At 40.9% G+C, this 22,665-nt stretch carries 21 protein-coding genes and 1 pseudogene; 16 read left to right on the top strand and 6 right to left on the bottom strand.

Features of this window, described 5'->3' with window-relative positions:
- Complete coding sequence (locus ACNAV8_RS01235) at window positions 1–240, top strand: DUF896 domain-containing protein (RefSeq protein WP_103855086.1); 240 nt, start codon at window positions 1–3, stop codon at window positions 238–240.
- Window positions 241–309: 69 nt separating this feature from the next.
- Window positions 310–1,179: a pirin family protein gene (locus ACNAV8_RS01230; protein WP_103855087.1), complete on the top strand. Its 870-nt coding sequence runs from the start codon at window positions 310–312 to the stop codon at window positions 1,177–1,179.
- A 76-nt stretch (window positions 1,180–1,255) separates the two neighbouring features.
- Here ACNAV8_RS01230 and ACNAV8_RS01225 read toward each other — a convergent pair whose 3' ends face one another.
- Both ACNAV8_RS01225 and dacB read right to left on the bottom strand, forming a co-directional pair.
- Window positions 1,256–2,050, bottom strand: coding sequence for an MOSC domain-containing protein (locus tag ACNAV8_RS01225; RefSeq protein WP_103855088.1), 795 nt, complete (start codon window positions 2,048–2,050; stop codon window positions 1,256–1,258).
- Between the two features lie 3 nt (window positions 2,051–2,053).
- Window positions 2,054–3,496 carry a serine-type D-Ala-D-Ala carboxypeptidase gene (gene dacB / locus ACNAV8_RS01220; RefSeq protein WP_415777063.1) on the bottom strand — a complete coding sequence of 481 codons (1,443 nt, stop codon included), beginning with the start codon at window positions 3,494–3,496 and terminating at the stop codon, window positions 2,054–2,056.
- 206 nt (window positions 3,497–3,702) lie between these two features.
- On the opposite strand from dacB, the gene greA reads away from it, so the two are divergent.
- Window positions 3,703–4,179 carry a transcription elongation factor GreA gene (greA, locus tag ACNAV8_RS01215; protein WP_103852936.1) on the top strand — a complete coding sequence of 159 codons (477 nt, stop codon included), beginning with the start codon at window positions 3,703–3,705 and terminating at the stop codon, window positions 4,177–4,179.
- A 33-nt stretch (window positions 4,180–4,212) separates the two neighbouring features.
- On the opposite strand, the gene yhbY is transcribed toward greA, so the two are convergent.
- Complete coding sequence (yhbY, locus tag ACNAV8_RS01210) at window positions 4,213–4,509, bottom strand: ribosome assembly RNA-binding protein YhbY (RefSeq protein WP_103852935.1); 297 nt, start codon at window positions 4,507–4,509, stop codon at window positions 4,213–4,215.
- 119 nt (window positions 4,510–4,628) lie between these two features.
- On the opposite strand from yhbY, the gene rlmE reads away from it, so the two are divergent.
- The 6 genes from rlmE (at window position 4,629) to dapD (ending at window position 10,923) form a co-directional block, all read left to right on the top strand.
- Window positions 4,629–5,258, top strand: coding sequence for a 23S rRNA (uridine(2552)-2'-O)-methyltransferase RlmE (gene rlmE / locus ACNAV8_RS01205; protein ID WP_035684982.1), 630 nt, complete (start codon window positions 4,629–4,631; stop codon window positions 5,256–5,258).
- 92 nt (window positions 5,259–5,350) lie between these two features.
- Window positions 5,351–7,273, top strand: coding sequence for an ATP-dependent zinc metalloprotease FtsH (gene ftsH, locus ACNAV8_RS01200; protein ID WP_415777062.1), 1,923 nt, complete (start codon window positions 5,351–5,353; stop codon window positions 7,271–7,273).
- Between the two features lie 110 nt (window positions 7,274–7,383).
- Window positions 7,384–8,292 (top strand): peptide chain release factor N(5)-glutamine methyltransferase, encoded by a 909-nt coding sequence (prmC, locus tag ACNAV8_RS01195; RefSeq protein WP_415777061.1) that lies wholly within the window; start codon window positions 7,384–7,386, stop codon window positions 8,290–8,292.
- Entirely contained in the window at window positions 8,292–9,110 is an 819-nt protein-coding gene (locus ACNAV8_RS01190) for a SirB1 family protein (protein WP_415777060.1), read from the top strand. Before prmC ends, ACNAV8_RS01190 begins: the two co-directional genes overlap by 1 nt.
- 17 nt (window positions 9,111–9,127) lie before the next feature.
- Entirely contained in the window at window positions 9,128–9,982 is an 855-nt protein-coding gene (kdsA, locus tag ACNAV8_RS01185; RefSeq protein ID WP_415777059.1) for a 3-deoxy-8-phosphooctulonate synthase, read from the top strand.
- A gap of 113 nt (window positions 9,983–10,095) precedes the next feature.
- Window positions 10,096–10,923 (top strand): 2,3,4,5-tetrahydropyridine-2,6-dicarboxylate N-succinyltransferase, encoded by an 828-nt coding sequence (gene dapD, locus ACNAV8_RS01180; protein ID WP_103855150.1) that lies wholly within the window; start codon window positions 10,096–10,098, stop codon window positions 10,921–10,923.
- A gap of 272 nt (window positions 10,924–11,195) precedes the next feature.
- On the opposite strand, the gene nrdA is transcribed toward dapD, so the two are convergent.
- Entirely contained in the window at window positions 11,196–13,466 is a 2,271-nt protein-coding gene (gene nrdA / locus ACNAV8_RS01175) for a class 1a ribonucleoside-diphosphate reductase subunit alpha (RefSeq protein ID WP_103855149.1), read from the bottom strand.
- Window positions 13,467–13,865: 399 nt separating this feature from the next.
- On the opposite strand from nrdA, the gene nhaA reads away from it, so the two are divergent.
- A complete protein-coding gene (nhaA, locus tag ACNAV8_RS01170) occupies window positions 13,866–15,038 on the top strand; it encodes a Na+/H+ antiporter NhaA (protein WP_103855960.1) in 1,173 nt (390 codons plus the stop codon).
- A 51-nt stretch (window positions 15,039–15,089) separates the two neighbouring features.
- On the opposite strand, the gene ACNAV8_RS01165 is transcribed toward nhaA, so the two are convergent.
- Both ACNAV8_RS01165 and ACNAV8_RS01160 read right to left on the bottom strand, forming a co-directional pair.
- Window positions 15,090–15,404 (bottom strand): c-type cytochrome, encoded by a 315-nt coding sequence (locus ACNAV8_RS01165; RefSeq protein ID WP_017806140.1) that lies wholly within the window; start codon window positions 15,402–15,404, stop codon window positions 15,090–15,092.
- On the bottom strand, window positions 15,404–15,892 hold the full coding sequence (locus ACNAV8_RS01160) for a TlpA family protein disulfide reductase (protein WP_415777058.1): 489 nt from the start codon (window positions 15,890–15,892) through the stop codon (window positions 15,404–15,406). The genes ACNAV8_RS01165 and ACNAV8_RS01160 overlap by 1 nt, the downstream gene beginning before the upstream one ends.
- Before the next feature lie 163 nt (window positions 15,893–16,055).
- Here ACNAV8_RS01160 and ACNAV8_RS01155 point away from each other — a divergent pair, with 163 nt between their 5' ends.
- From ACNAV8_RS01155 to ACNAV8_RS01130, 6 genes and pseudogenes are all read left to right on the top strand, one after another.
- Window positions 16,056–18,014, top strand: a complete 1,959-nt coding sequence (locus tag ACNAV8_RS01155) for an ATP-dependent DNA helicase (protein WP_103855962.1) — start codon at window positions 16,056–16,058, stop codon at window positions 18,012–18,014.
- A complete protein-coding gene (tsaB, locus tag ACNAV8_RS01150) occupies window positions 18,014–18,724 on the top strand; it encodes a tRNA (adenosine(37)-N6)-threonylcarbamoyltransferase complex dimerization subunit type 1 TsaB (RefSeq protein WP_103855963.1) in 711 nt (236 codons plus the stop codon). The genes ACNAV8_RS01155 and tsaB overlap by 1 nt, the downstream gene beginning before the upstream one ends.
- A gap of 74 nt (window positions 18,725–18,798) precedes the next feature.
- Complete coding sequence (gene fadD / locus ACNAV8_RS01145) at window positions 18,799–20,487, top strand: long-chain-fatty-acid--CoA ligase FadD (protein WP_103855964.1); 1,689 nt, start codon at window positions 18,799–18,801, stop codon at window positions 20,485–20,487.
- 78 nt (window positions 20,488–20,565) lie between these two features.
- Complete coding sequence (rnd, locus tag ACNAV8_RS01140; RefSeq protein WP_415777057.1) at window positions 20,566–21,717, top strand: ribonuclease D; 1,152 nt, start codon at window positions 20,566–20,568, stop codon at window positions 21,715–21,717.
- 117 nt (window positions 21,718–21,834) lie between these two features.
- On the top strand, window positions 21,835–22,305 hold the full coding sequence (locus tag ACNAV8_RS01135; protein ID WP_415777056.1) for a hypothetical protein: 471 nt from the start codon (window positions 21,835–21,837) through the stop codon (window positions 22,303–22,305).
- A gap of 208 nt (window positions 22,306–22,513) precedes the next feature.
- Window positions 22,514–22,665, top strand: a pseudogene (locus ACNAV8_RS01130) (IS1595 family transposase); the annotation flags it as partial.

The raw sequence follows: 22,665 nt of genomic DNA, 5'->3' as shown, positions 1-22,665 counted from the left end.
ATGCGTATTTTGGAATTAGATAGAATTAACGAATTAGCGCGTAAAGCAAAAGTTACCGCACTTTCTGAAGCTGAATTAAATGAGCGTAGTGCGTTACGTCAGCGTTATTTAGCGGCAATCCGTGGACAATTAACTAATATTTTATCTACCGTAAGTGTGGTTGATCCAGACGGCAATGATGTTACCCCAACTAAATTGCGTGAAGCGCAACGTAGTGGAATGCAAGTTGCCACTTATTAATGAACTAACCGCCCTGAATATTCAGGGCATTACAAAAAACAGAATTTATCAAATTTAGGAGAAAAAATTATGCGTACAGTAAATCGAGTATATCAAGCACCACAACAACATTGGGTGGGCGATGGTTTTTATGTATCACCTTTATTTTCACATAGCCAACAGGATAAAGTAACTAGCCCGTTTTTAATGCTAGATTACGCAATGCCAATGGAGTTTAAACCTCATAACGGCGCGCCAAGAGGTGTAGGGGCACATCCACACGCAGGATTTGAAACCGTCACAATCGCGTTACAAGGTGAAGTTGAACACCGTGACAGCGATGGTAACGGCGGCGTAATTGGCTCGGGCGATGTACAATGGATGACCGCAGGAAATGGGATCGTTCACCAAGAGTTCCATAGCGAAAACTTCAGCCGTACAGGCGGAATGTTTGAAATGCTACAACTTTGGGTAAACTTGCCAGCGAAAGACAAAAACGCCCCAGCGGGTTATCAAAGCATTAAAGCGGCAGATATTCCAACTTATCACTTTGCGGATAATGCAGGAACAGCACGCATTATTGCAGGTGAATTGGACGGCGTAAAAGGCCCAGCTCGTACCTTTACTGAGTTAAATATGTGGGAAATGGATATTAAAGCCAACCATAGCGTAACCATTAACGTGCCAGAAACCCACCATTTAATGTTGGTGGCATTACGCGGATCTGCAGTGATTAACGACAGCGACCGTGCGAACCCAACAGAATTGGTGATTTTCAACCACGAAAGCGGCGAAGTTAAAATCACCGCAGGTGATGAAAACGTGAAAATTGTGCTACTCAGTGGTGTGCCAATTGATGAGCCAATTGCAGCCTACGGACCGTTCGTAATGAACACCCGCGAAGAATTAATCGAAAAATTCAATGCGTTTAACAAAGGTGAGTTTGGTGATATTCATTAATCATTAATAACGAACCAAATAACCAACCAAGTGCGGTGGTTTTTAGGAAAATTTTCTCTAAAACCACCGCACTTTTTTATTTCAATGTCAAAACTTTCACTTCATCATTTACGCGAATAATCCCCGTATTCAACGGAATTAAATTAATGCCGAAAAGTGGTGCGCCTTGTTCGTTGCGGTTGAGTTTTTTCAGCGTGCGGAAAGGTTCCATTTTTGGATCGGTTTGGTTGGTGGTCGGGTTGCGAGTGGTGAGAACGCAGCGTTCGCAAGGTTTGCTGTGTAAGAATTTGACTTTACCGATTTGAATTTCATCCCATTGCTGTTCTTCAAAGGGGGCGATGCTGTCAATAATTAAATTTGGGCGAAATTGCAGCGGTGAAATGGGGCTTGGACAAGCTTGCTGTACTGCGTTAAAAGACGCTTCAGTGGTGAGCAAAAGTGGGTAGCCATCTGCAAAAGAAAGCGGTTGGTCGGGGTAGCGTTTAATTTTGCGTTGCGTGTGTTCGCCTGTCCAGCGCAATTGCACGGCACGGCCTATTTTCTCGCTAAACCAGTGATTAATTTCTTGCGGTGCAAGCAATGAGTTAAATTCATTTCCCCACACTTCGCAGGCTTGGCTTTGCTGAAAATCCGTATATTGAACTTGAATGGCTGAACCGTCTTTATGTTGAATATATAAACCAAGCGGTGTTGGTAAGGCGTAAAAATGATACAGTTCGGCATCTTTGCGTGCGCTGATAAATGTGCCATCAGGTTCGGTGAGCATAAACGTGCGATCAAAATTCAGCCCTTGAGGTTGAACTACGGCTTGCGCCACTTCATAGCTTTGCGTAGATTTGATGGGGTATAAGTAAATATGCTGTAATTTCATTGCTTAATCCTGATAAAGTTGGTTGTAAAGGGCATTTTCAAAACGCACTAAGGGCGCGCGTTTGGTTTTGTTTTCCAGATCACCCGTGGAATAGCCATTAATAAATTGTACGAAGGCAATGGACTCGCCTTTCGCATTTTTCATAAAGCCTGCTAGGTTATAAACCCCTTTTAACGCGCCTGTTTTTGCAGAAATGTTTTGCACTAAAGGGGGATTGATCATCGAACCACGTCCGCTTAATGTGCCATCTACCCCCGCAATGGGAAAGCTGTCTAATAAATGCAGTTGCGTTTCGTGATTGGCAATATATTCAAGGGCTTGCAACATAATATTAGCAGAAATTAAGTTGTGGCGTGAAAGCCCTGAGCCATCGGCAATAACGCTATTATCAAATTTTATGCCTGCTTGAGATTGCAAAATTTGGCGCATTGCTTTCGCGGAAAGTTGAAAGGACGCAGGGCGTTTGTAATAGTGATAACCAATGGTTCGAAATAGGGTATCGGCAATTTGGTTATCGGATTTTTTCATCATTTTTTTGATCAAATCTGGCAGCGGTTTAGACAAATGCTGCGCCAAAATTTGCCCTTTTTGTACCGTGCGCGGCTGTTGGATTTTACCGTTAAATGCAATACCAAGACGGTTTAATTGCCGTTGAATAATGGCTGCTGCATAAGCATTGGGATCTTGCACGGCAAAACTGAGCGCAAAAGGTTTATTTTGACGAGCAAGGCAGCCTTTGATCTGATAGCGATTGTTGTCGTGCAACACGGCATCAAGCTGGCAATAAGGCGCTTCTTCTTTGCTTGCCACACGAACTTGGCCGAACACTTGCACGGGATATTGCGCAGGCACGTTGAATTTCACTAGTTCACCCACAGGCAAATTGGCATCAAGATCCACATAAAAACAGTTGTGATTGATATTTACCGCCGCAGGTGGCGAATTAAAGCACATTGACAAATCATTCCAAATCCAACCTAAGCCACGATCGTGTCCTGTAAACACGGAAGTATCTAAAATAAGATCACCTGTAATGCGCTGAACACCTTGCTGTTTTAATTGGGCAAGCAGCTGATAAAGTTGATCGCTGGTTAAATCTGGATCACCCGTAAAAACAATAACTAAGTTACCGCGTAACTCACCATTTTGAATATCCCCTTGGCGTAGCAGAGTTGTTTTAAAATAAAATTCATCACCAAGGCTGAGCTTGGCGGCAAGCGCGGTAAATACTTTCTGCGTGCTTGCAGGAAGCATAAAGGTTTGCGGATTAAGTGCGGTGAGAATTTCTTGCGTTTTTAAGTTTTTCGCCACAAAAGAAAGGTTTGTTCCCGCAGGAAGCTGCGCGCTAAGTTGTGCCACGTCTATTTCAGCGGCGCTATACGGCGTATGCAAAGCAAAGGAAATGCCTAATGCAAAAGGCAGTAATTTTGATGATAATTTGTACATAAATAATCGCTATGGTTGCTATTTTTTTTTAGAAACACAATAATAGTGCCGGATACTGCGAGAGTAAAATTATTTCTCGCATAAAATGGTGTAATAACGCGGTTTACACCAAAATGATTTTTTGAGCTACGGCAAAGCTGAACAATGAAAACGTGTCGCTTTGTCGTGGTTTTGTTTTTGACTAAAAAAAGGAACAAGGATTAACAATGCAACAAATTCCAATGACGGTACGCGGTGCAGCGCAATTAAGAGAAGAGTTAGAGTTTTTAAAGAATGTTCGCCGTCCAGAAATTATTAAAGCCATTGCGGAAGCGCGTGAACACGGTGATTTGAAAGAAAATGCGGAATATCACGCGGCGCGTGAGCAGCAAGGCTTTTGCGAAGGGCGTATTCAAGAAATTGAAGGGAAGTTAGCCAACAGCCAAATCATTGATGTGACTAAAATGCCAAATAACGGCAAAGTGATCTTTGGGGCAACCGTAGTGCTAGTGAATGTGAATACGGACGAAGAAGTAACCTACCAAATCGTGGGCGATGATGAAGCGGATATTAAACAAGGCTTAATTTCGGTAAATTCACCTATTGCTCGTGGCTTAATTGGTAAAGAAGTGGACGATAGCGTAACCATCGCAACCCCAGGGGGAACGGTTGAGTTCGATATTATTGAGGTGGAATATAAATAAAAAAATAGGGCGTTTTAACACGCCCCATTTTACTTATTTTTTAGGTAAGGAAATTTTATGCTCTTCGCTTGGGCGATAAAGCACAAGGATATGACCGATAGTTTGTACCGCTGCGGCTTGCGTTTCTCTCACAATCGCATCAATAATCAGCTGTTTGGTTTCGCGATCGGCGCCAGCAATTTTCACTTTAATTAATTCGTGATGATTGAGGGCGTTGTCGATTTCAGCGATAACCCCTTCGGTTAAGCCATTTCCACCTAGCATAACGACAGGGCTTAAATGGTGTGCAAGCCCTTTTAAAAATTGTTTTTGTTTTGTTGATAACTGCATTAATTTAATCCTATGTTTATAAAGTGCGGTGGTTTTTTTATGGAGAAATTCCGAATACCACCTTGAACTGGGAAATTTTAACCTCATATTGACAAAACTACCACAAAAATTAAGAAATTATGGGAAAGAAAAAACGTTCAGCAAGTTCAACCCGTTGGTTGAATGAGCATTTTAAAGATCCATTTGTGCAAAAAGCACATAAGCAAAAATTGCGTTCTCGAGCTTATTTTAAGCTTGATGAAATTCAGCAAACGGATCGCTTATTTAAACCGGGTATGACCGTGGTGGATCTCGGTGCAGCACCGGGTGGCTGGTCGCAATATGTGGTGAGCCAAATTGGTGGCAAAGGGCGTGTTATCGCTTGTGATATTTTAGAAATGGATCCTATTGTGGGGGTTGATTTCCTGCAAGGGGATTTCCGTGAAGAAAATGTATTGAATGCCTTGCTGGAACGTGTAGGCGAGGCAAAAGTTGATGTGGTAATGTCGGATATGGCGCCAAATTTTAGTGGTATGCCATCAGTGGATATTCCTCGTGCTATGTATTTAGTGGAACTGGCTTTGGATATGTGTAAACAAGTATTGGCGCACAAAGGCAGTTTCGTTGTGAAAGTTTTCCAAGGTGAGGGCTTTGATGAATATTTAAGAGAAATTCGTTCTCTGTTTAGTGTCGTTAAAGTGCGTAAACCTGAAGCATCTCGTGGGCGTTCTCGTGAGGTGTATATTGTGGCAACGGGTTACAAATATTAACTATAAATTCAATAACTTCTCATTTTGGAATGAATGTAGTAATCTTGTAACAAATTATTAACTTAGAAAAACGAGGTCAAACCTTGAAAGATATGGTCAAAAACTTAGTCCTATGGATTGTGATTGCAGTAGTTATGATGTCTGCATATCAGGGCTTTAGCGGTAGTTCGAATGGTAATCTTACCGATTACACCACCTTTATTACTGATGTGGGTAATGATCAAGTACGCCAAGTGCGATTTGAAGATAACGAATTACAAGTTACTAAATCTGATGGTTCAAAATATTCAACCGTAATGCCAATTTATGACGATAAATTATTGAATGATTTATTAAATAAAAAGGTAAAAGTGGAAGGAACGTTGCCAGAAAGACGTGGTATTTTATCGCAAATTCTTATTTCTTGGTTCCCAATGCTATTACTTATTGGCGTATGGTTCTTCTTTATGCGCCAGATGCAAGGTGGTGGTGGCAAGGCGATGAGCTTTGGTAAAAGCCGTGCCAAAATGCTTACCAAAGAGCAAATTAAAACCACCTTTGCTGATGTAGCAGGCTGTGATGAAGCCAAAGAAGAAGTGGGTGAAATCGTTGATTTCTTGCGTGATCCAAGCAAATTCCAAAAATTGGGCGGCAAAATTCCAAAAGGGATTTTAATGGTTGGGCCACCAGGAACAGGTAAAACCTTATTGGCTAAAGCCATTGCAGGTGAAGCAAAAGTGCCATTTTTCACCATTTCGGGTTCTGACTTTGTTGAAATGTTTGTTGGCGTGGGGGCTTCTCGCGTGCGTGATATGTTTGAACAAGCGAAGAAAAACGCACCTTGCTTGATTTTCATTGATGAAATTGATGCAGTAGGTCGTCAACGTGGTGCAGGTCTTGGTGGTGGACACGATGAGCGTGAACAAACCCTTAACCAAATGTTAGTGGAAATGGACGGTTTTGAAGGCAATGAAGGGGTAATTGTGATCGCCGCAACCAACCGCCCAGATGTGCTTGATCCTGCCTTAACGCGTCCAGGTCGTTTTGACCGTCAAGTAGTAGTGGGCTTGCCAGATGTATTAGGGCGTGAGCAAATCTTAAAAGTGCATATGCGTAAAGTGCCGGTTGCACCAGATGTGAATGCGATGACCCTTGCGCGTGGTACACCAGGTTATTCAGGTGCTGATTTGGCTAACCTTGTGAATGAAGCTGCGTTATTTGCTGCACGAATGAACAAACCATTGGTTTCAATGCTTGAGTTTGAAAAAGCCAAAGACAAAATCAATATGGGGCCTGAACGCCGCACAATGATTATGACGGATAAGCAAAAAGAATCCACCGCTTATCACGAAGCAGGACACGCCATTGTGGGTTATTTAGTGCCAGAACACGATCCGGTGCATAAAGTAACCATTATTCCGCGCGGCCGTGCCTTGGGGGTAACTTTCTTCTTGCCAGAAGGCGATCAAGTAAGCATTAGCCAAAAACAATTAGAAAGTAAACTTTCCACCCTTTATGCAGGGCGTTTAGCGGAAGATTTGATTTACGGTGAAGAAAATATTTCTACTGGTGCATCAAATGATATTAAAGTGGCAACCAATATTGCCCGTAATATGGTTACCCAGTGGGGCTTTTCTGAGAAATTAGGGCCAATTCTTTATTCTGAAGATGAAGGCGAAGTGTTCTTAGGACGTTCAATGGCTAAAGCGAAACATATGTCCGATGAAACAGCACATCTTATTGATGAAGAAGTCCGTGCTATTGTTACTCGTAACTACGAGCGAGCAAGACAGCTATTAATTGACAATATGGATATCTTACACGCAATGAAAGATGCATTAGTAAAATATGAAACCATTGAAGAAGAGCAAATTAAACAGCTGATGAACCGCGAATCAGTAACACCACCAGCTGGTTGGGACGAGAATGGCAAAGCGAGTTCAGAAAAAACGGCTGAACCAAATGCTTCCGCACAAAATCAAAGTACGGTAGATCAAAGTGCGGTAGAAAATTCAGACAAATCTGAACACAACTAATCACTTAATAAATATTAAAGGACTGATTTTTAACGAAATCAGTCCTTTCTTTTTTCTTTTTTAGGCTTTAACATAAAGCGAGTCCAAACAATAAATTAACAATAAACACAATGAATTATGGCGATTGGCTTGCCTTAGCTGAAACACAGCTTGCCGGCAACAAAAAGACAGATCCTTTCATCAATCCCAAGGTGGATGCCAACCTATTATTACAATTTGTAACAGGGCGTTCTCGTTCGTCTATTTTGGCCTTTTCTGAAACCGAGCTTTCAGCGCAAGAACTCGCACAGCTTGAGAAATTATTACAACGCCGTATAAACAGTGAGCCAATGGCTTATATTCTTGGTCAGAAACCCTTTTGGACACTTGATTTGAAAGTGTCTGAGGATACGCTTATTCCAAGATCGGATACAGAAATTTTAGTGGAAAATGCGTTAATTTGTGCGGAAGAACGCATTTCGTCAGCCCAATTTGGCGAAGAATTAAAAATATTAGATTTAGGCACAGGTACAGGGGCAATTGCAATAGCCCTTGCTCAAGAATTGCGATCTAGATCGAAAAAATTATTTAAAGTTTCTGTTGTAGGTGTTGATCTTATTGATAATGCGGTAAACTTAGCTCAAGACAATGCAAAACGTAATGATGTTGATAATATTCTTTTTTATCAAAGTAATTGGTTTGAAAATTTACAAGATCAGCGTTTTGATATCATTGTAAGTAATCCGCCTTATATTGATAAAGATGATCCGCATTTGCAGTTGGGCGATGTGCGATTTGAGCCATTAAGTGCTTTAGTCGCTAAAGAACAGGGGTATGCAGATTTGCGGCATATTATCATCAGTGCACCAACTTATCTAAAACCCCAAGGGTGGTTGTTATTGGAGCATGGTTGGCAGCAGGGAGAGAAAGTGCGGTCTTTTTTTCAAAAGAATTTGTGGCATAACGTTATTTCTCGTAAGGATTATAACCAAAACGAACGTATAACATTAGCTCAATTAAATACAAGAGGGAATGATTGATGAATACAAATCGCAATGCAATTTATAATGAAATGCTTAACTTTTATGTACTTACAGGGAATGATGGGCAACGCGAGCTAGGGAATATTCATTCAATTATGAATGGTTTTTTAACTCAAGCAAGAGAAGCCATTGAGCAAGAAAAAGACGATGAAGCAAAAATCAGAAAACTGATCGATTTAGTTTATGTTGATTGGGGCTTTTTGACGGATTCTAATAATTCTTTTGATCATTCTAATTATTACTTACCTGATGTTTTAACAAATCGTCGAGGTGTCGCGATTTCTGTTGGCGGCGTTTTATTGTATCTCGCTGAAAAATTAGAATTACTAATTTATGCAATGGAATTTCCAGTTAATATTATGCTTAAAGCAGATGTGAATGGAAAACATCTCTACTTTGATCCTTGGACTGGCAGAGAATCTTCAGAAAAATATATTGAATACATTTTTAGAGTACATTACGGTGATGAAGTAGAATTTTCTGTTCCATTACTAGGTGAACTAGATGAAGAAGAGTTAGAGTTCCGTTATGGTCAGTTAGCGAAAAATTCTTTAATGCGAGAAAATAACTTTGAACCAGCCTTGGCTTATATTGAAAACGTGTTAGAACGTTATCCGGGCAGCTTAGATGAAATTCGTGATCGTGGGATTTTAAAAATGCAGCTTGGGCGTCTTCAAGAAGCATTAAAAGATCTTGAAGAATTTGTTGAGAAAAGACCTGATGATTCTTTTTCAATAATGTTCAAAGAGCAATTACCGTTAATTAAAAAAGACATTGAAGCGCAAGAAAAAGCAAAAAAAGAATCTATTCACTAAATTTATTAGAGAAAACTATGCAAAATAAAGTTATTAAAATTGGTAATATTGAAGTCGCGAACGATAAACCATTTGTTCTGTTTGGTGGAATGAATGTATTAGAAAGCCGTGATATGGCAATGGCAGTGTGTGAAAAATATGTTGAAGTAACGCAGAAACTCAATGTGCCTTATATGTTCAAAGCATCTTTTGATAAAGCGAACCGCTCGTCAATCCACTCTTACCGTGGACCGGGAATGGAAGAGGGGTTGAAAATTTTCCAAGAATTAAAAGACACCTTTGGCGTTAAAGTGATTACCGATGTTCACGAAATTTATCAATGCAAACCTGTGGCTGAAGTGGTTGATGTAATTCAGTTACCCGCATTTTTAGCACGTCAAACTGATCTTGTTGAAGCAATGGCGCGTACAGGGGCGGTGATCAACGTGAAAAAACCACAATTCTTAAGCCCAGGGCAAATGGGAAATATCGTAGAAAAAATTGAAGAATGTGGTAACGATAAAGTGATTCTTTGTGATCGTGGAACTAACTTTGGCTATGATAACCTTATTGTAGATATGCTTGGTTTTAGCGTAATGAAGAAGGTTTCCAAAGGTTGCCCGGTGATTTTTGATGTAACCCATTCTTTACAATGTCGTGATCCTTTTGGTGCAGCATCAAGTGGTCGCCGCGCACAGGTAACAGAATTGGCACGTTCAGGGCTAGCGGTAGGGCTAGCAGGATTATTCCTAGAAGCACACCCTGATCCACAAAATGCTAAATGTGATGGGCCTTCTGCTTTACCATTAGCCAAATTAGAAGCCTTTGTGAGCCAAATGAAAGCGGTAGATGATTTGGTTAAGTCTTTTGAGGAATTAGATACATCAAACTAATTGCTTGAAGATTAAATGTTAGAGAAAACGGACAATAACAGGTGAGTTTTAGGCGGAAATATGATAAAAATACCGCCTTGTTTTAATTTTTTCATTTGAATAGGAAACAAAATATGTCAAATTTACAAAATATCATTGAAGCTGCGTTTGAACGTCGTGCAGAAATTACCCCTAAAACAGTAGATGCCGAAACGCGCGCTGCGATCGAAGAAGTGATCGAAGGTTTAGACAGCGGCAAATACCGTGTTGCAGAAAAAATTGACGGTGAATGGGGAACTCACCAATGGTTGAAAAAAGCGGTATTGCTTTCTTTCCGCATTAACGATAACCAAGTGATTGACGGCGCAGAAACCAAATATTACGACAAAGTAGCCCTTAAATTTGCAGACTATGACGAAGCACGTTTCCAACAAGAAGGTTTCCGTGTTGTGCCTTCAGCAACCGTGCGTAAAGGTGCATACATCGCGAAAAATGCCGTATTAATGCCATCTTATGTAAACATTGGTGCTTACGTTGGCGAAGGCACAATGGTAGATACTTGGGCAACCGTTGGTTCTTGCGCACAAATCGGTAAAAATGTTCACCTTTCAGGCGGTGTTGGTATCGGTGGCGTATTAGAGCCATTGCAAGCTAACCCAACCATTATCGGCGACAACTGCTTTATCGGCGCGCGTTCTGAAGTGGTTGAAGGCGTTATTGTAGAAGATGGCTGTGTAATCTCAATGGGCGTATTCATCGGTCAATCAACTAAAATCTATGATCGTGAAACTGGTGAAATCCACTACGGGCGCGTACCAGCAGGTTCTGTGGTCGTTTCAGGTAGCCTTCCTTCAAAATGTGGTAAATATAATCTCTATTGTGCAGTAATCGTGAAAAAAGTTGATGCGAAAACTTTAGGTAAAGTCGGTATTAACGAGTTATTACGTAGTATTGATGAGTAATATTTAATACTAATTAATCAAAAATAAAAATCTGCACGAGAGTTTCTTGTGCAGATTTTTTATGAAAATTTTTATTGGAACATTGCCGAAAAATTTAACTAGAAAGTGTTTTTAAGATAAGTAGTGAACAAAATATCAAAGGAACCGTTTGAGCTTATTTATAATCGTTTTTACAAGAGCCAAGAAAGGAAAGATCAATAAAGCCACCTTATAAAGGTGGCTTATTTTGTGTGGGGAAAAAAATAATTAAATTTATTACCGCACTTAATCAATTAGATTTTACAAGCTCCGCCAGCACAATCATCATTGAGATCTTCTTGGCTGTCTTCTGCGCCATCACGAGTGTTTTGGTAGTAAAGGGTTTTCACGCCGTATTTGTAAGCGGTTAATAAATCTTTTAACAACACTTTCATCGGCACTTTACCGTCTTCAAAACGTTGTGGATCGTAGTTGGTGTTGGCAGAAATCGATTGGTCGATAAATTTCTGCATAATACCCACTAAATGCAAATAACCGTCATTATTTGGAATGTCCCATAATAATTCGTAGTTTTCACTGAGGTTTTCATAATCTGGTACAACCTGTTTTAGGATACCGTCTTTTGATGCTTTTACGCTAACGTGTCCACGCGGTGGCTCAATGCCATTGGTCGCGTTGGAAATTTGCGATGAGGTTTCTGATGGCATAAGCGCCGTTAGCGTTGAGTTACGCAAGCCGAAAGTTTTAATATCTTGGCGTAGGCTTTCCCAATCGTAATGTAACGGCTCTTGCGTGAGTGTATCCACATCTTTCTTATAAGTATCAATCGGTAAAATGCCTTGTGCATAAGTGGTTTGGTCGAAATATTCACAAGCGCCCATTTCTTTCGCAAGGTTCATTGACGCTTTCAATAAATAGTATTGAATAGCTTCAAAGGTGCGGTGCGTGAGGTCGTTAGCGCTGCCGTCCGAATAACGTACACCATTTTTAGCTAAATAATAAGCGAAATTAATTACCCCGATACCTAAAGAACGGCGCGCAAGAGAGCTACGTTCTGCCGCGATCACAGGGTAATCTTGATAATCTAATAGGGCATCTAAGGCACGCACAGCAAGATCCGCAAGCCCATCTAATTCATCAAGGTTCTCAATCGCCCCTAAGTTGAAAGCAGAAAGCGTACAGAGCGCAATTTCACCTTCTTCATCGTGGATATGAGAAAGTGGCTTAGTTGGTAATGCAATTTCTAAACAAAGGTTAGATTGGCGCACTGGCGCAACGCTTGGATCAAATGGTGAGTGCGTATTACAGTGATCCACATTCTGAATATAGATGCGCCCTGTTGAAGCACGTTCTTGCATTAATAGTGAGAACAGTTCAACGGCTTTCACGCTGCGTTTACGAATGTTTGGATCTTGCTCATATTGCGTGTAAAGACGCTCAAATTCATCTTGATCGGCAAAGAATGCTTCATATAAACCCGGTACATCAGACGGGCTAAACAAGGTGATTTCGCCGCCTTTGATTAAGCGCTGATACATTAATTTGTTAAGCTGAACGCCGTAATCCATATGGCGAACACGGTTATCTTCCACACCACGGTTATTTTTTAACACTAACAGGCTTTCTACTTCCAAGTGCCAAATCGGATAATAAACCGTTGCCGCACCACCACGCACGCCACCTTGCGAACAAGATTTCACCGCAGTTTGGAAGTATTTATAGAATGGAATACAGCCCGTATGGAACGCTTCGCCACCACGGATTTGGCTACCTAAGGCGCGAATTGCCCCTGCATTTACCCCAATTCCTGCACGTTGTGAAACATATTTTACAATGGCAGAAGCCGTAGCGTTAATCGAATCTAAACTATCGCCACATTCAATTAACACACAAGAACTAAATTGACGGGTTGGTGTACGCACCCCTGCCATAATTGGAGTAGGTAGAGATATTTTAAATGTCGATGTGGCATCGTAGAAACGGCGTACATAGTCTAAGCGCGTTTCTTTTGGATAGTTTGAGAACAGGCTCGCCGCCACCAAAATATACAAGAACTGCGCGGATTCATAAATTTCACCCGTTACACGGTTCTGTACTAAATATTTGCCTTCAAGCTGTTTGACTGCCGCGTAAGAGAAGGTCATATCACGCCAGTGATCTAAAAAGCCGTCCATTTCGTCCCATTCTTCACGGCTATAATCGGTTAGCAAAGCTTGATCATATTTGCCTAAACGCACTAATTTCTTAACGTGATCATACAAACGCGGTGGATCAAAATGCCCATAGGCTTTTTTACGCAAATGGAAAACCGCAAGGCGAGCAGCCAAATATTGATAATCAGGCGTATCTTTGCTGATTAAATCTGCCGCTGCTTTAATAATGGTTTCGTGAATATCCGAAGTGCGAATGCCTTCATAAAATTGAATGTGGGAACGCAATTCCACTTGAGAAACAGAAACGTTATCCAATCCTTCCGCTGCCCAAGTAATCACTCGGTGAATTTTATCTAAATCGATGGGTTCTTGTTTTCCGTCACGTTTGGTGACCATCATAGCTTTGTTCATAGAAATGATTCCGACTGGTTAGTATTATCTGTCAAAACCACAAGATATAGTGGTTTATTGAAAACGGGATACAAGATAATGTGTTCTTAGCAAAACTGCAAGCACTAAATTTTACGTTCGATTATTGACATAAACTAAGTTATTTATAAATAAGCAAAAATCATGAAAGCTGATTTATCCCTTATTTTTATAAGGAATTAAAAGGCAAAGTGCGGTTAAAAAATGTATAAAAAATCACAAATTTTTCAATAGCTAAGAGAAATTTACCGATTTTTATTGACCTATTTTTCTCTTCTATGTTAGAAAAACTTACTGATGAAATTCATTTTTCTTATAACAGAGAAATGATCCATTTGGGGGGGGATACTTTCAAGCCCGTTATTTTACTAGGAGAGATTAATGGTTCGATACATTCGATACTTTATGAAATTAGAAGCTGCCAGCGGAATGTTACTACTATTTTTCGCTGCGTTTGCAATTTTATTGGCAAATACACCGTTAAGCCGTTTTTATTTTAGTTTTCTTGATGCACCAGTGGTGATCCAATTTGGTTCGATTGTGCAAATTAACAAGCCACTCTTAATGTGGGTGAATGATGGCTTTATGGCCGTGTTTTTTGTACTGGTGGGATTGGAAGTAAAACGCGAATTGCTCACAGGGGCAATTTCAAGTTATCAAAAAGCCATTTTCCCTGCCGTTGCTGCCTTGGGGGGAATGGTTGTGCCAGCGGCGATTTATTGGTTTGTTACTAAGGATACTCCGCAATATCAAGACGGCTGGGCAATTCCAATGGCAACAGACATCGCCTTTGCACTGGGGGTGTTAGGTTTGCTTGGTAGCCGTGTTCCTTTCGCATTAAAAGTGTTTTTGCTTGCATTGGCGATTATTGATGATTTAGGCGCGATTATTGTGATTGCCTTGTTCTTTTCACAGGATTTAAGTACCCGCGCCTTAATTCTTGCCAGTATTGCCATTGTGGGCTTGATTTTGCTTAACCGTTTTAAAATATCCAATTTAGGGCCTTATGTGATTGTCGGCTTAGTGTTATGGGTATCCGTGCTGAAATCAGGCGTACACGCCACGCTTGCAGGCGTTATCATCGGTTTCAGTATTCCGCTCAAAGGCAAAAACGGCAGAAAAGTGTTGCACGATATGGAACATATTTTAGCCCCTTGGTGTTCTTTCTTTATTTTACCGTTATTCGCCTTTTCCAACGCAGGCGTATCCTTATCCGGAATGGGGTTAGACACCTTAAGTTCACCACTCACCTTAGGCGTAATCTTAGGGCTATTACTGGGAAAACCACTGGGTGTCTTTTTGTTTAGTTATCTCTCAGTATTATTCCGTATTGCAAAATTGCCTGAAGGAATTAATTTTAAACAGATTTTCGCCATTGCCTTGCTCTGCGGTATTGGTTTTACCATGTCAATGTTCTTAGCAGGTCTTGCCTTTGGTGGCGATGGGGCAAGTGAAATGGCAAGCTTTGCTCGAGTCGGTATTTTACTTGGCTCTGCCATTTCAGCAGTCGGTGGTTATTTCTTACTAAAAGTTTGTACGAAATCTAAGGGATAATATGAGATAAAAAAATCGGGCTATTCAACGTAGCCCGATTTTTCATTAATGTTATTTTTTCAATGTTGGAATATATTCCGCTAATCCTTTCATTTCTTCTTCACTTAAACGAGATTTCGCCGCATTTCCTGCACCGACAATCTCCCCCGCCTTACGTTTTTCAAGTGCGGTGAGAATTTCTTCAGTTTTTAAGCTATTGATAATTGCGGATTGATTTAATGCTGATTTTTCCCCTTGTTTGCCATGGCACATTGCACAAGAGCGATTAAAAATTTTTTGTGTATGCTCAAGGCTTTCATTAGCGTGGCTGTTGAGTGCCAATAACGAGCCTGCAATAAAAAATAGAGTAGAAGCGTAACCTTTCATTATTTTTCCTCAAATAGTTTTCGTAATTCATCTTCAGGGATTAAGCCCTCGAATTTATAAAGGATTTTTCCTTTAGGATCAAGCACGAATGAGGTCGGTGTGCCAACCAACTGATAACGTTCAGCCGTGATATTAAGCTGATCTTTGGCAATCGGCAGTGTGAGTTGATTTTTTTCTGCGACAGCTTGCGTGTTACCGCGTTCACCATCAATATTAATGGCTAAAAGTTGTAAGCTCTCGGGATAGCTTTGGGAAAATTGCTGTAATAATTTCATTTCAACAATGCAGATGCCACAGGTTTCTGACCAAAAATTGATGAGCAATTTTTTCCCCGCAAATTGGCTCAATTCCACCTCGTTGCCTTGCAAATCAAAAGCCGCAATATCAGGGGCTTGGCTGCCGATGTTGGCAGTTTGGTCTTTACAAGAAATAAGCAAAAAAAGCACCGCACTTAATAAACCGAGTTTTAGACTATTTTTTAATTGCATTCTATTATCCATAAAAAATTGATGTGCTATGTTACCACAGAATGTCGCATTCAATATTTTTTGATTTGTAAATTAACAATAACGCTATCCAGTACAACACTGTATAGCGTTTTTCTGTTAGAATAACCGCTAATTTTATTTACCTTAACCCCGAATTGAACAAATGGATAGCCAAAATGTGATTAACGCCTTTGCGGAAACGGGCGTGCTGAGTCAGCATATTAAAGGATTTCGCCCCCGAGCCGAGCAGTTAGAAATGGCGCAAGCCGTGGCGCAGGCGATTTCACATAAGCAAGCCCTTGTGGTGGAAGCAGGAACAGGCACGGGGAAAACCTTTGCGTATTTAGTGCCTGCGTTGCTTGCAGGCAAGAAAACCATTATTTCTACGGGTTCAAAAAATCTGCAAGATCAATTATTTAATCGTGATCTTCCTGCTATTAAAAAAGCGTTGGGTTATACGGGCAAAATCGCGCTTTTAAAAGGGCGAGCTAATTATCTTTGCCTTGAACGTTTGGATCAGCTGATTGCACAAGGGGTATTGGGCGATCGCACGGTGTTAGCAGATCTGGCTAAAGTGCGAAAATGGAACAATGCCACTAAGACAGGGGATTTAAGCGAATGTGTGGAAATTGCGGAAGACAGCCCGATTTTGCCACAGCTTACCAGCACCACAGAAAGTTGCTTAGGCTCCGAGTGCCCGAATTATGGCGATTGCTATGTGGCGGCGGCGCGTAAAAAAGCCTTAAATGCCGATTTGGTGGTGGTGAATCATCATTTATTTTTTGCCGATATGGCGGTAAAAGAAAGCGGCTTTGGCGAGCTGATCCCCAATGCACAGGCGATTATTTTTGATGAAGCCCATCAAATTGCTGATGTGGCGAGCCAATATTTCGGCATTTCCCTGACTTCACGTCAATTATTTGATTTATGCAAAGATGCCAATATTGTTTATCGTACAGAATTAAAAGATATGAAACAGCTTGGCGTGGCGGCGGATACCTTGCTCAAGGTGGTGCAAGATTTTCGTTTATTATTGGGTGAGGGCAATCGCCGTGGCAACTGGCGCGAGCTCTATCAGCCTGTAAATTCTCAGCCTGCAATGGCACATTCCACAGATAAAAGTGCGGTGCAAAAATGCGTAGAATTATTGCAAGAAAAATTGGCATTTTTAGCTGATGTGGTGAAACTTGCGCTAGGTCGCTCGCAAACCCTAGACAGCATTTTTGAACGCATTGCCAGTATTCAGGTGATTTTAAAACGTCTGCAAGAAACCCATTTGGTCGGATATTGTTATTGGTATGAAACTATGGGGCGTGGCTTTGGCTTGCATATCACCCCGCTCACCGTGGCAGATAAATTTGGTGAACAGCTCAGCCAAAAAGAAGCCGCGTGGATTTTTACTTCTGCTACCTTAGAAGTGGGGGGCAATTTTCAGCATTTTTGCCAACGTTTAGGCATTCAAAATGCCGAGCAGAAAATTTTGCCGAGTCCGTTTAATTATCCTGAACAAGCCCTATTATGCGTGCCACGTTTCCTGCCAGCCTTGAACCAATCGCACACGCAAACGCAGCTCGGGCAAATGTTATTGCCGATCATCGAAAAAAATCAGGGGCGCTGTTTTGTACTTTGTACCTCTTATTCAATGATGCGTGGGCTGGCGGATTTTTTCCGTGAACACAGTGATTTAACCGTGTTACTGCAAGGGGAAACGGCAAAAAGCAAATTATTAGAACAATTTACCACCCAATCTCACGCCGTGTTGGTCGCCACTTCCAGTTTCTGGGAGGGGGTAGATGTGCGCGGCGATGCCCTTTCCTTAGTGATTATTGATAAATTACCCTTTACCGCGCCTGATGAGCCTTTGCTGAAAGCTCGAATGGAAGATTGTCGCTTGCAGGGCAAAGATCCGTTTAATGAGATCCAAATTCCCGAAGCGGTGATCACCTTAAAACAAGGGGTGGGGCGTTTGATCCGTGATGTTACCGATCGCGGAGCGGTGATTATTTGTGATAGCCGTTTGGTGATGCGATCCTACGGTGAAACTTTCTTGAAAAGTTTGCCTAATGCTAAACGAACCCGAGATTTAAACAACGTAATCCAATTTTTAACAGAGAAAAAATAATGACAACTTTACTTGCTTTAGATACTTCAACGGAAGCTTGTTCCGTTGCCTTATTGCATAAAGGGGAAATTACCCATTTAGACGAATTGGCGCAACGCACGCACACAAAGCGCATTTTGCCAATGGTGGATGAAATTTTAAGCCAGTCTGGTGTTACACTCAATCAAGTTGATGCCTTGGTTTTTGGACGTGGCCCGGGTAGTTTTACTGGTGTGCGCGTGGGCGCAGGCATTGCGCAAGGCTTAGCATTAGGCGCAGATTTGCCAGTGATTCCTATTTCTAATCTCACCACAATGGCACAGCAAGCCTATGAGCAATATGGCACAACACAGGTGCTATGCGCTATTGATGCCAGAATGAATGAAGTCTATTTTAGCCAGCTTCAGGCGCAAAAAGTGCGGTCAGATTTCGGCGAGTTTTTTGATTGGCAAGCATTAGTGAGCGAGCGAGTTTGCACCCCAGAAGCCGTGCTTCAGCAGGCTCAACAAATGGAAGATTGCGTTAAAGTGGGAACTGGCTGGCAGGCTTATCCGCAACTTGCCGCATTAGATTGGGCGAAAGATTCCGACATCACCTTGCCTTCTGCCAAAGCAATGTTGCCTTTAGCCTTGCCTTATTACTGGCAGAAACAATGGATAAGTGCGGTGGAAATTGAGCCAGTTTATTTGCGCAATGAAGTCACTTGGAAAAAGTTACCTGGGCGTGAATAACGCATCAGCATTTGGCACATTCGTGAGCTAGTGATAAAATCCGTAAGATTTAATAAAAATAATAAGGATAACAAATGGAAAAGCCTTGGTTTATCAATTATCCAGAAGGTGCAGAAAGGGAACTGGATACTTCCGCCTATGAAAATATTTTAGATATGTTTGATAAGGCGGTGCGCAAACACCCTGATCGCTCTGCTTATATTAATATGGGGCAAGTCCTGACCTTTCGTAAATTAGAAGAGCGTAGCCGCGCCTTTGCTGCTTATTTGCAAAATGAATTGAAGTTACAACAAGGCGATCCTGTGGCATTGATGATGCCAAATTTATTGCAATATCCTATTGCGCTATTTGGTATTTTACGCGCTGGAATGGTGGTGGTGAATGTTAATCCCCTTTACACGCCAAGAGAGCTAGAACATCAGCTACAAGACAGCGGCGCAAAAGCCATTGTGGTGGTGTCAAATTTCGCTTCAACCCTTGAAAAAGTGGTGTTCAATACAGAAGTGAAACACGTTATTTTAACCCGAATGGGCGATCAGCTTTCTTTTGGTAAGCGCACGCTGGTGAATTTCGTGGTGAAATACATTAAAAAGCTCGTGCCAAAATATAAATTACCGCACGCCGTAACGTTCCGTGAAGTGCTGGCTGTGGGCAAATATCGTCAATATGTGCGTCCGCATTTAACAGGTAATGATCTTGCTTTCTTACAATATACGGGTGGCACAACAGGCGTTGCCAAAGGCGCAATGCTTTCTCATCACAATATTATTACCAATGTATTTCAGGCAAAATGGATTGCCTATCCTTTCGTGGGTGATCACACTCGAGAGCGTAAAGCCATTCTCGCGTTACCCCTTTATCACGTGTTTGCTTTAACGGTAAATTGCCTATTATTTATTGAGTTAGGGGTTACTGCCGTTCTGATTACTAATCCGCGTGATATTGATGGTTTTGTCAAAGAGATGAAAAAATATCGCTTTGTTGCCATTACTGGGGTAAACACCTTATTTAACGCTTTGTTGAATAATGAAAATTTCAAAGAAATCGATTTTTCACAATTAAAACTTTCCGTTGGTGGGGGAATGGCCATTCAGCAATCTGTGGCAACTCGTTGGCACGAAACCACCGGTTGTAACATTATTGAAGGCTATGGAATGACAGAATGTTCGCCATTGATTGCCGCTTGTCCAATCAATGTGGTGAAACACAACGGCACTATTGGTGTTCCCGTGCCGAATACGGATATTAAAATCATCAAAGACAATGGCGAAGAAGCTCAACTTGGTGAACCAGGGGAGCTTTGGGTGAAAGGTGATCAGGTGATGCAAGGTTATTGGAAGCGCCCTGAAGCCACAGCAGAAGTACTGAAAGACGGCTGGCTTGCCACTGGCGATATTGTGGTGATGGACGAATCTTACAGCTTACGCATTGTAGATCGCAAAAAAGATATGATCTTGGTTTCAGGCTTTAATGTGTATCCAAATGAAATTGAAGATGTGATTATGCTCAATTACAAAGTGGCAGAAGTGGTGGCCATTGGCGTACCAAATGAAGTGTCAGGCGAAACCATTAAAGTGTTTGTGGTGAAAAAAGATGAAAGTTTGACGCGTGATGAGCTACGCCAACATTGCCGCCAGCATCTCACCGGCTATAAAGTACCGAAAGACATTGAATTTAGAGATGAATTACCAAAATCCAATGTAGGTAAAATTCTGCGCCGCGTACTGCGCGATGAAGAATTAGCCAAACGACCAGCAAATTAAATTTGCTTAATTTACTTGAATAGCAATAAAAGCGGACGATTGTCCGCTTTTGTATTGTAAAAGTGATGGAATAAAATTATGCCAGCAATAAAAAAAGAAATCAAAAATCCACCGCACTTTCAAATAGTTACTTCGGATATTGTGCTAGCAGAAGTATGCCAGCGAGCAAGAGAGAAATCTTGTGTGGCGTTGGATACGGAGTTTATTCGTACCCGAACCTTTTACCCTAAACTGGGGCTAATTCAGCTTTATGATGGTGAGCAAGTTAGTTTGATTGATCCGTTGGCGATTGATGATTTTTCTCCTTTTATTAACTTACTATCCGATCAAAATGTGGTGAAAGTGTTGCACGCGTGCAAGGAAGATTTGGAGATTTTTCACCATTATTTCAAACAATTACCTACGCCGTTAATTGACACACAAGTGATGAGCCATTTTTTAGGCTTTGGTCGTTCAATGGGATTTGCCAGTTTGATTTATCATTATTTTGAGCTGGAATTAGACAAAGGCGCTTCACGTACTGATTGGCTAGCTCGTCCGTTGTCGGAAGTGCAGTTACGTTACGCTGCGGCAGATGTATGGTATTTAATTCCTTTATATGAGGAAATGCAGCAACACTTGGCACAAACACCGTGGCAAAGTGCGGTGCAAAATGAGTGCGAATTTTTATTGGAAAAATGCCAGAAAACTAAATCATCCGATACAGCCTATTTAGATATTCCAAATAGCTGGAAACTGAATGAAAGGGAGTTGATGGCGTTAAAATTATTAGCCAAATGGCGTGTGGAACAAGGAATAAAACGCGATATTGCCCTGAATTTTATTGTAAAAAGTGAGCATTTATGGCTTGTGGCAAAACATTTTCCTAAGCATACTTCGGAGCTGCTTGATTTAGGCTTGCTACCAATGGAAGTGCGGGTGAATGGTAAAAAAATGTTGCAGCTTGTTGAAAAAGCAAAACGCACAGCAAAAGAAGAATATCCGTCACGAATTGTTCGTTTGGTTGATGATCCACGTTATCGTTCTGGGCTAAAAATTTTGCAGCAGAAATTAAAAGAAATTACCCCAGCAGAACTGCCGATAGAAGTCATTTCGAGTAAACGAGGCTTAGAAAGTTTGATGAAATGGTGCTGGATAAAACAGCAAGATCCGAATGATTTACCTGATTTGTTACAGGGTTGGCGAAAAGAGTTTGGTGAAGTTTTGCTCAAATCTTTACAAAGCTTTTAACTATATTGCTTGGCAATTTCTCAGTAGACAGATTAAAATATCCCGTTCTCTATGAGAATGAGTATATAACTAAGGTTTTGGTTATATTATTTTGTTTATTATTTAAAGGAAAATACAATGAATAAAATCATCAAATTAGGTACGGCTGTTATTTTTGCTCTTTTTGTTGTAGCGTGTAATAAAGCGGATCCAGAACTAGATTATCAAAAATTAGTTGAGTGGAGCGTGGCAAATCAGCAAAGCCAAGTTGCTTTTCATCAAGAATATATGCAAAAACTATCATCTGGAGATGAGAAACAAATTGCGGATGCAATGAACGCATTAAGTGCAAGAAACGCAGAAGTGCAAAAAAGTTTGAATGCTTTAGATATTAAAAGCCCTGAAATCAAACAGTTAAAAGATAAAATGCAATCGGTATTAACCTTAACTTCAGAGCTTGCAAAAGACGGTTTAGCATTAATGAATAATGCAACGCCTGAAGCCACTAAAGCGGTACAAGAGAAAACAGAAAAAACCACTGCTGCAACTGCGGAGTTACAAAAACTTCAAGCTGAATTAGCAGAAAAATATGGTAAAAAAGCAGAGTAAAATCGCTTCTTTATTTGTAAATACCGCCGTTAAGGCGGTTTTTTTATGCTTGAATTTATTGCAGCGAAGAGATTTGGCGTTAAAGAAGATAAATTTTAAAAGCAATGAGAAAAGGGATTTCCGCATCATTAGGTGTAGCAGAAATATTTTTCTATGAAGCAAAAAAGTAGGGGCTGTAGTAGATTAGCAACAATGCTATACTACAAAAATGAAGATAACACATTGTAAATTAAAGAAATCTATACAGAAAAAACTGCTGGAGTTTTTTATCGCAGAAGTTACTGCAAGAACGGCAGCAAATTTGCTAGATATTCAACCTAATACAGCCGCTTTGTTCTACCATAAAATCAGGCTTGTGAT

This window comes from Avibacterium endocarditidis (assembly GCF_965138825.1).
In the GTDB taxonomy this organism is placed as follows: domain Bacteria; phylum Pseudomonadota; class Gammaproteobacteria; order Enterobacterales; family Pasteurellaceae; genus Avibacterium; species Avibacterium endocarditidis.
Note: the sequence above shows the minus strand (reverse complement) of the source record. Positions and strands in the feature narration are given on the sequence as shown.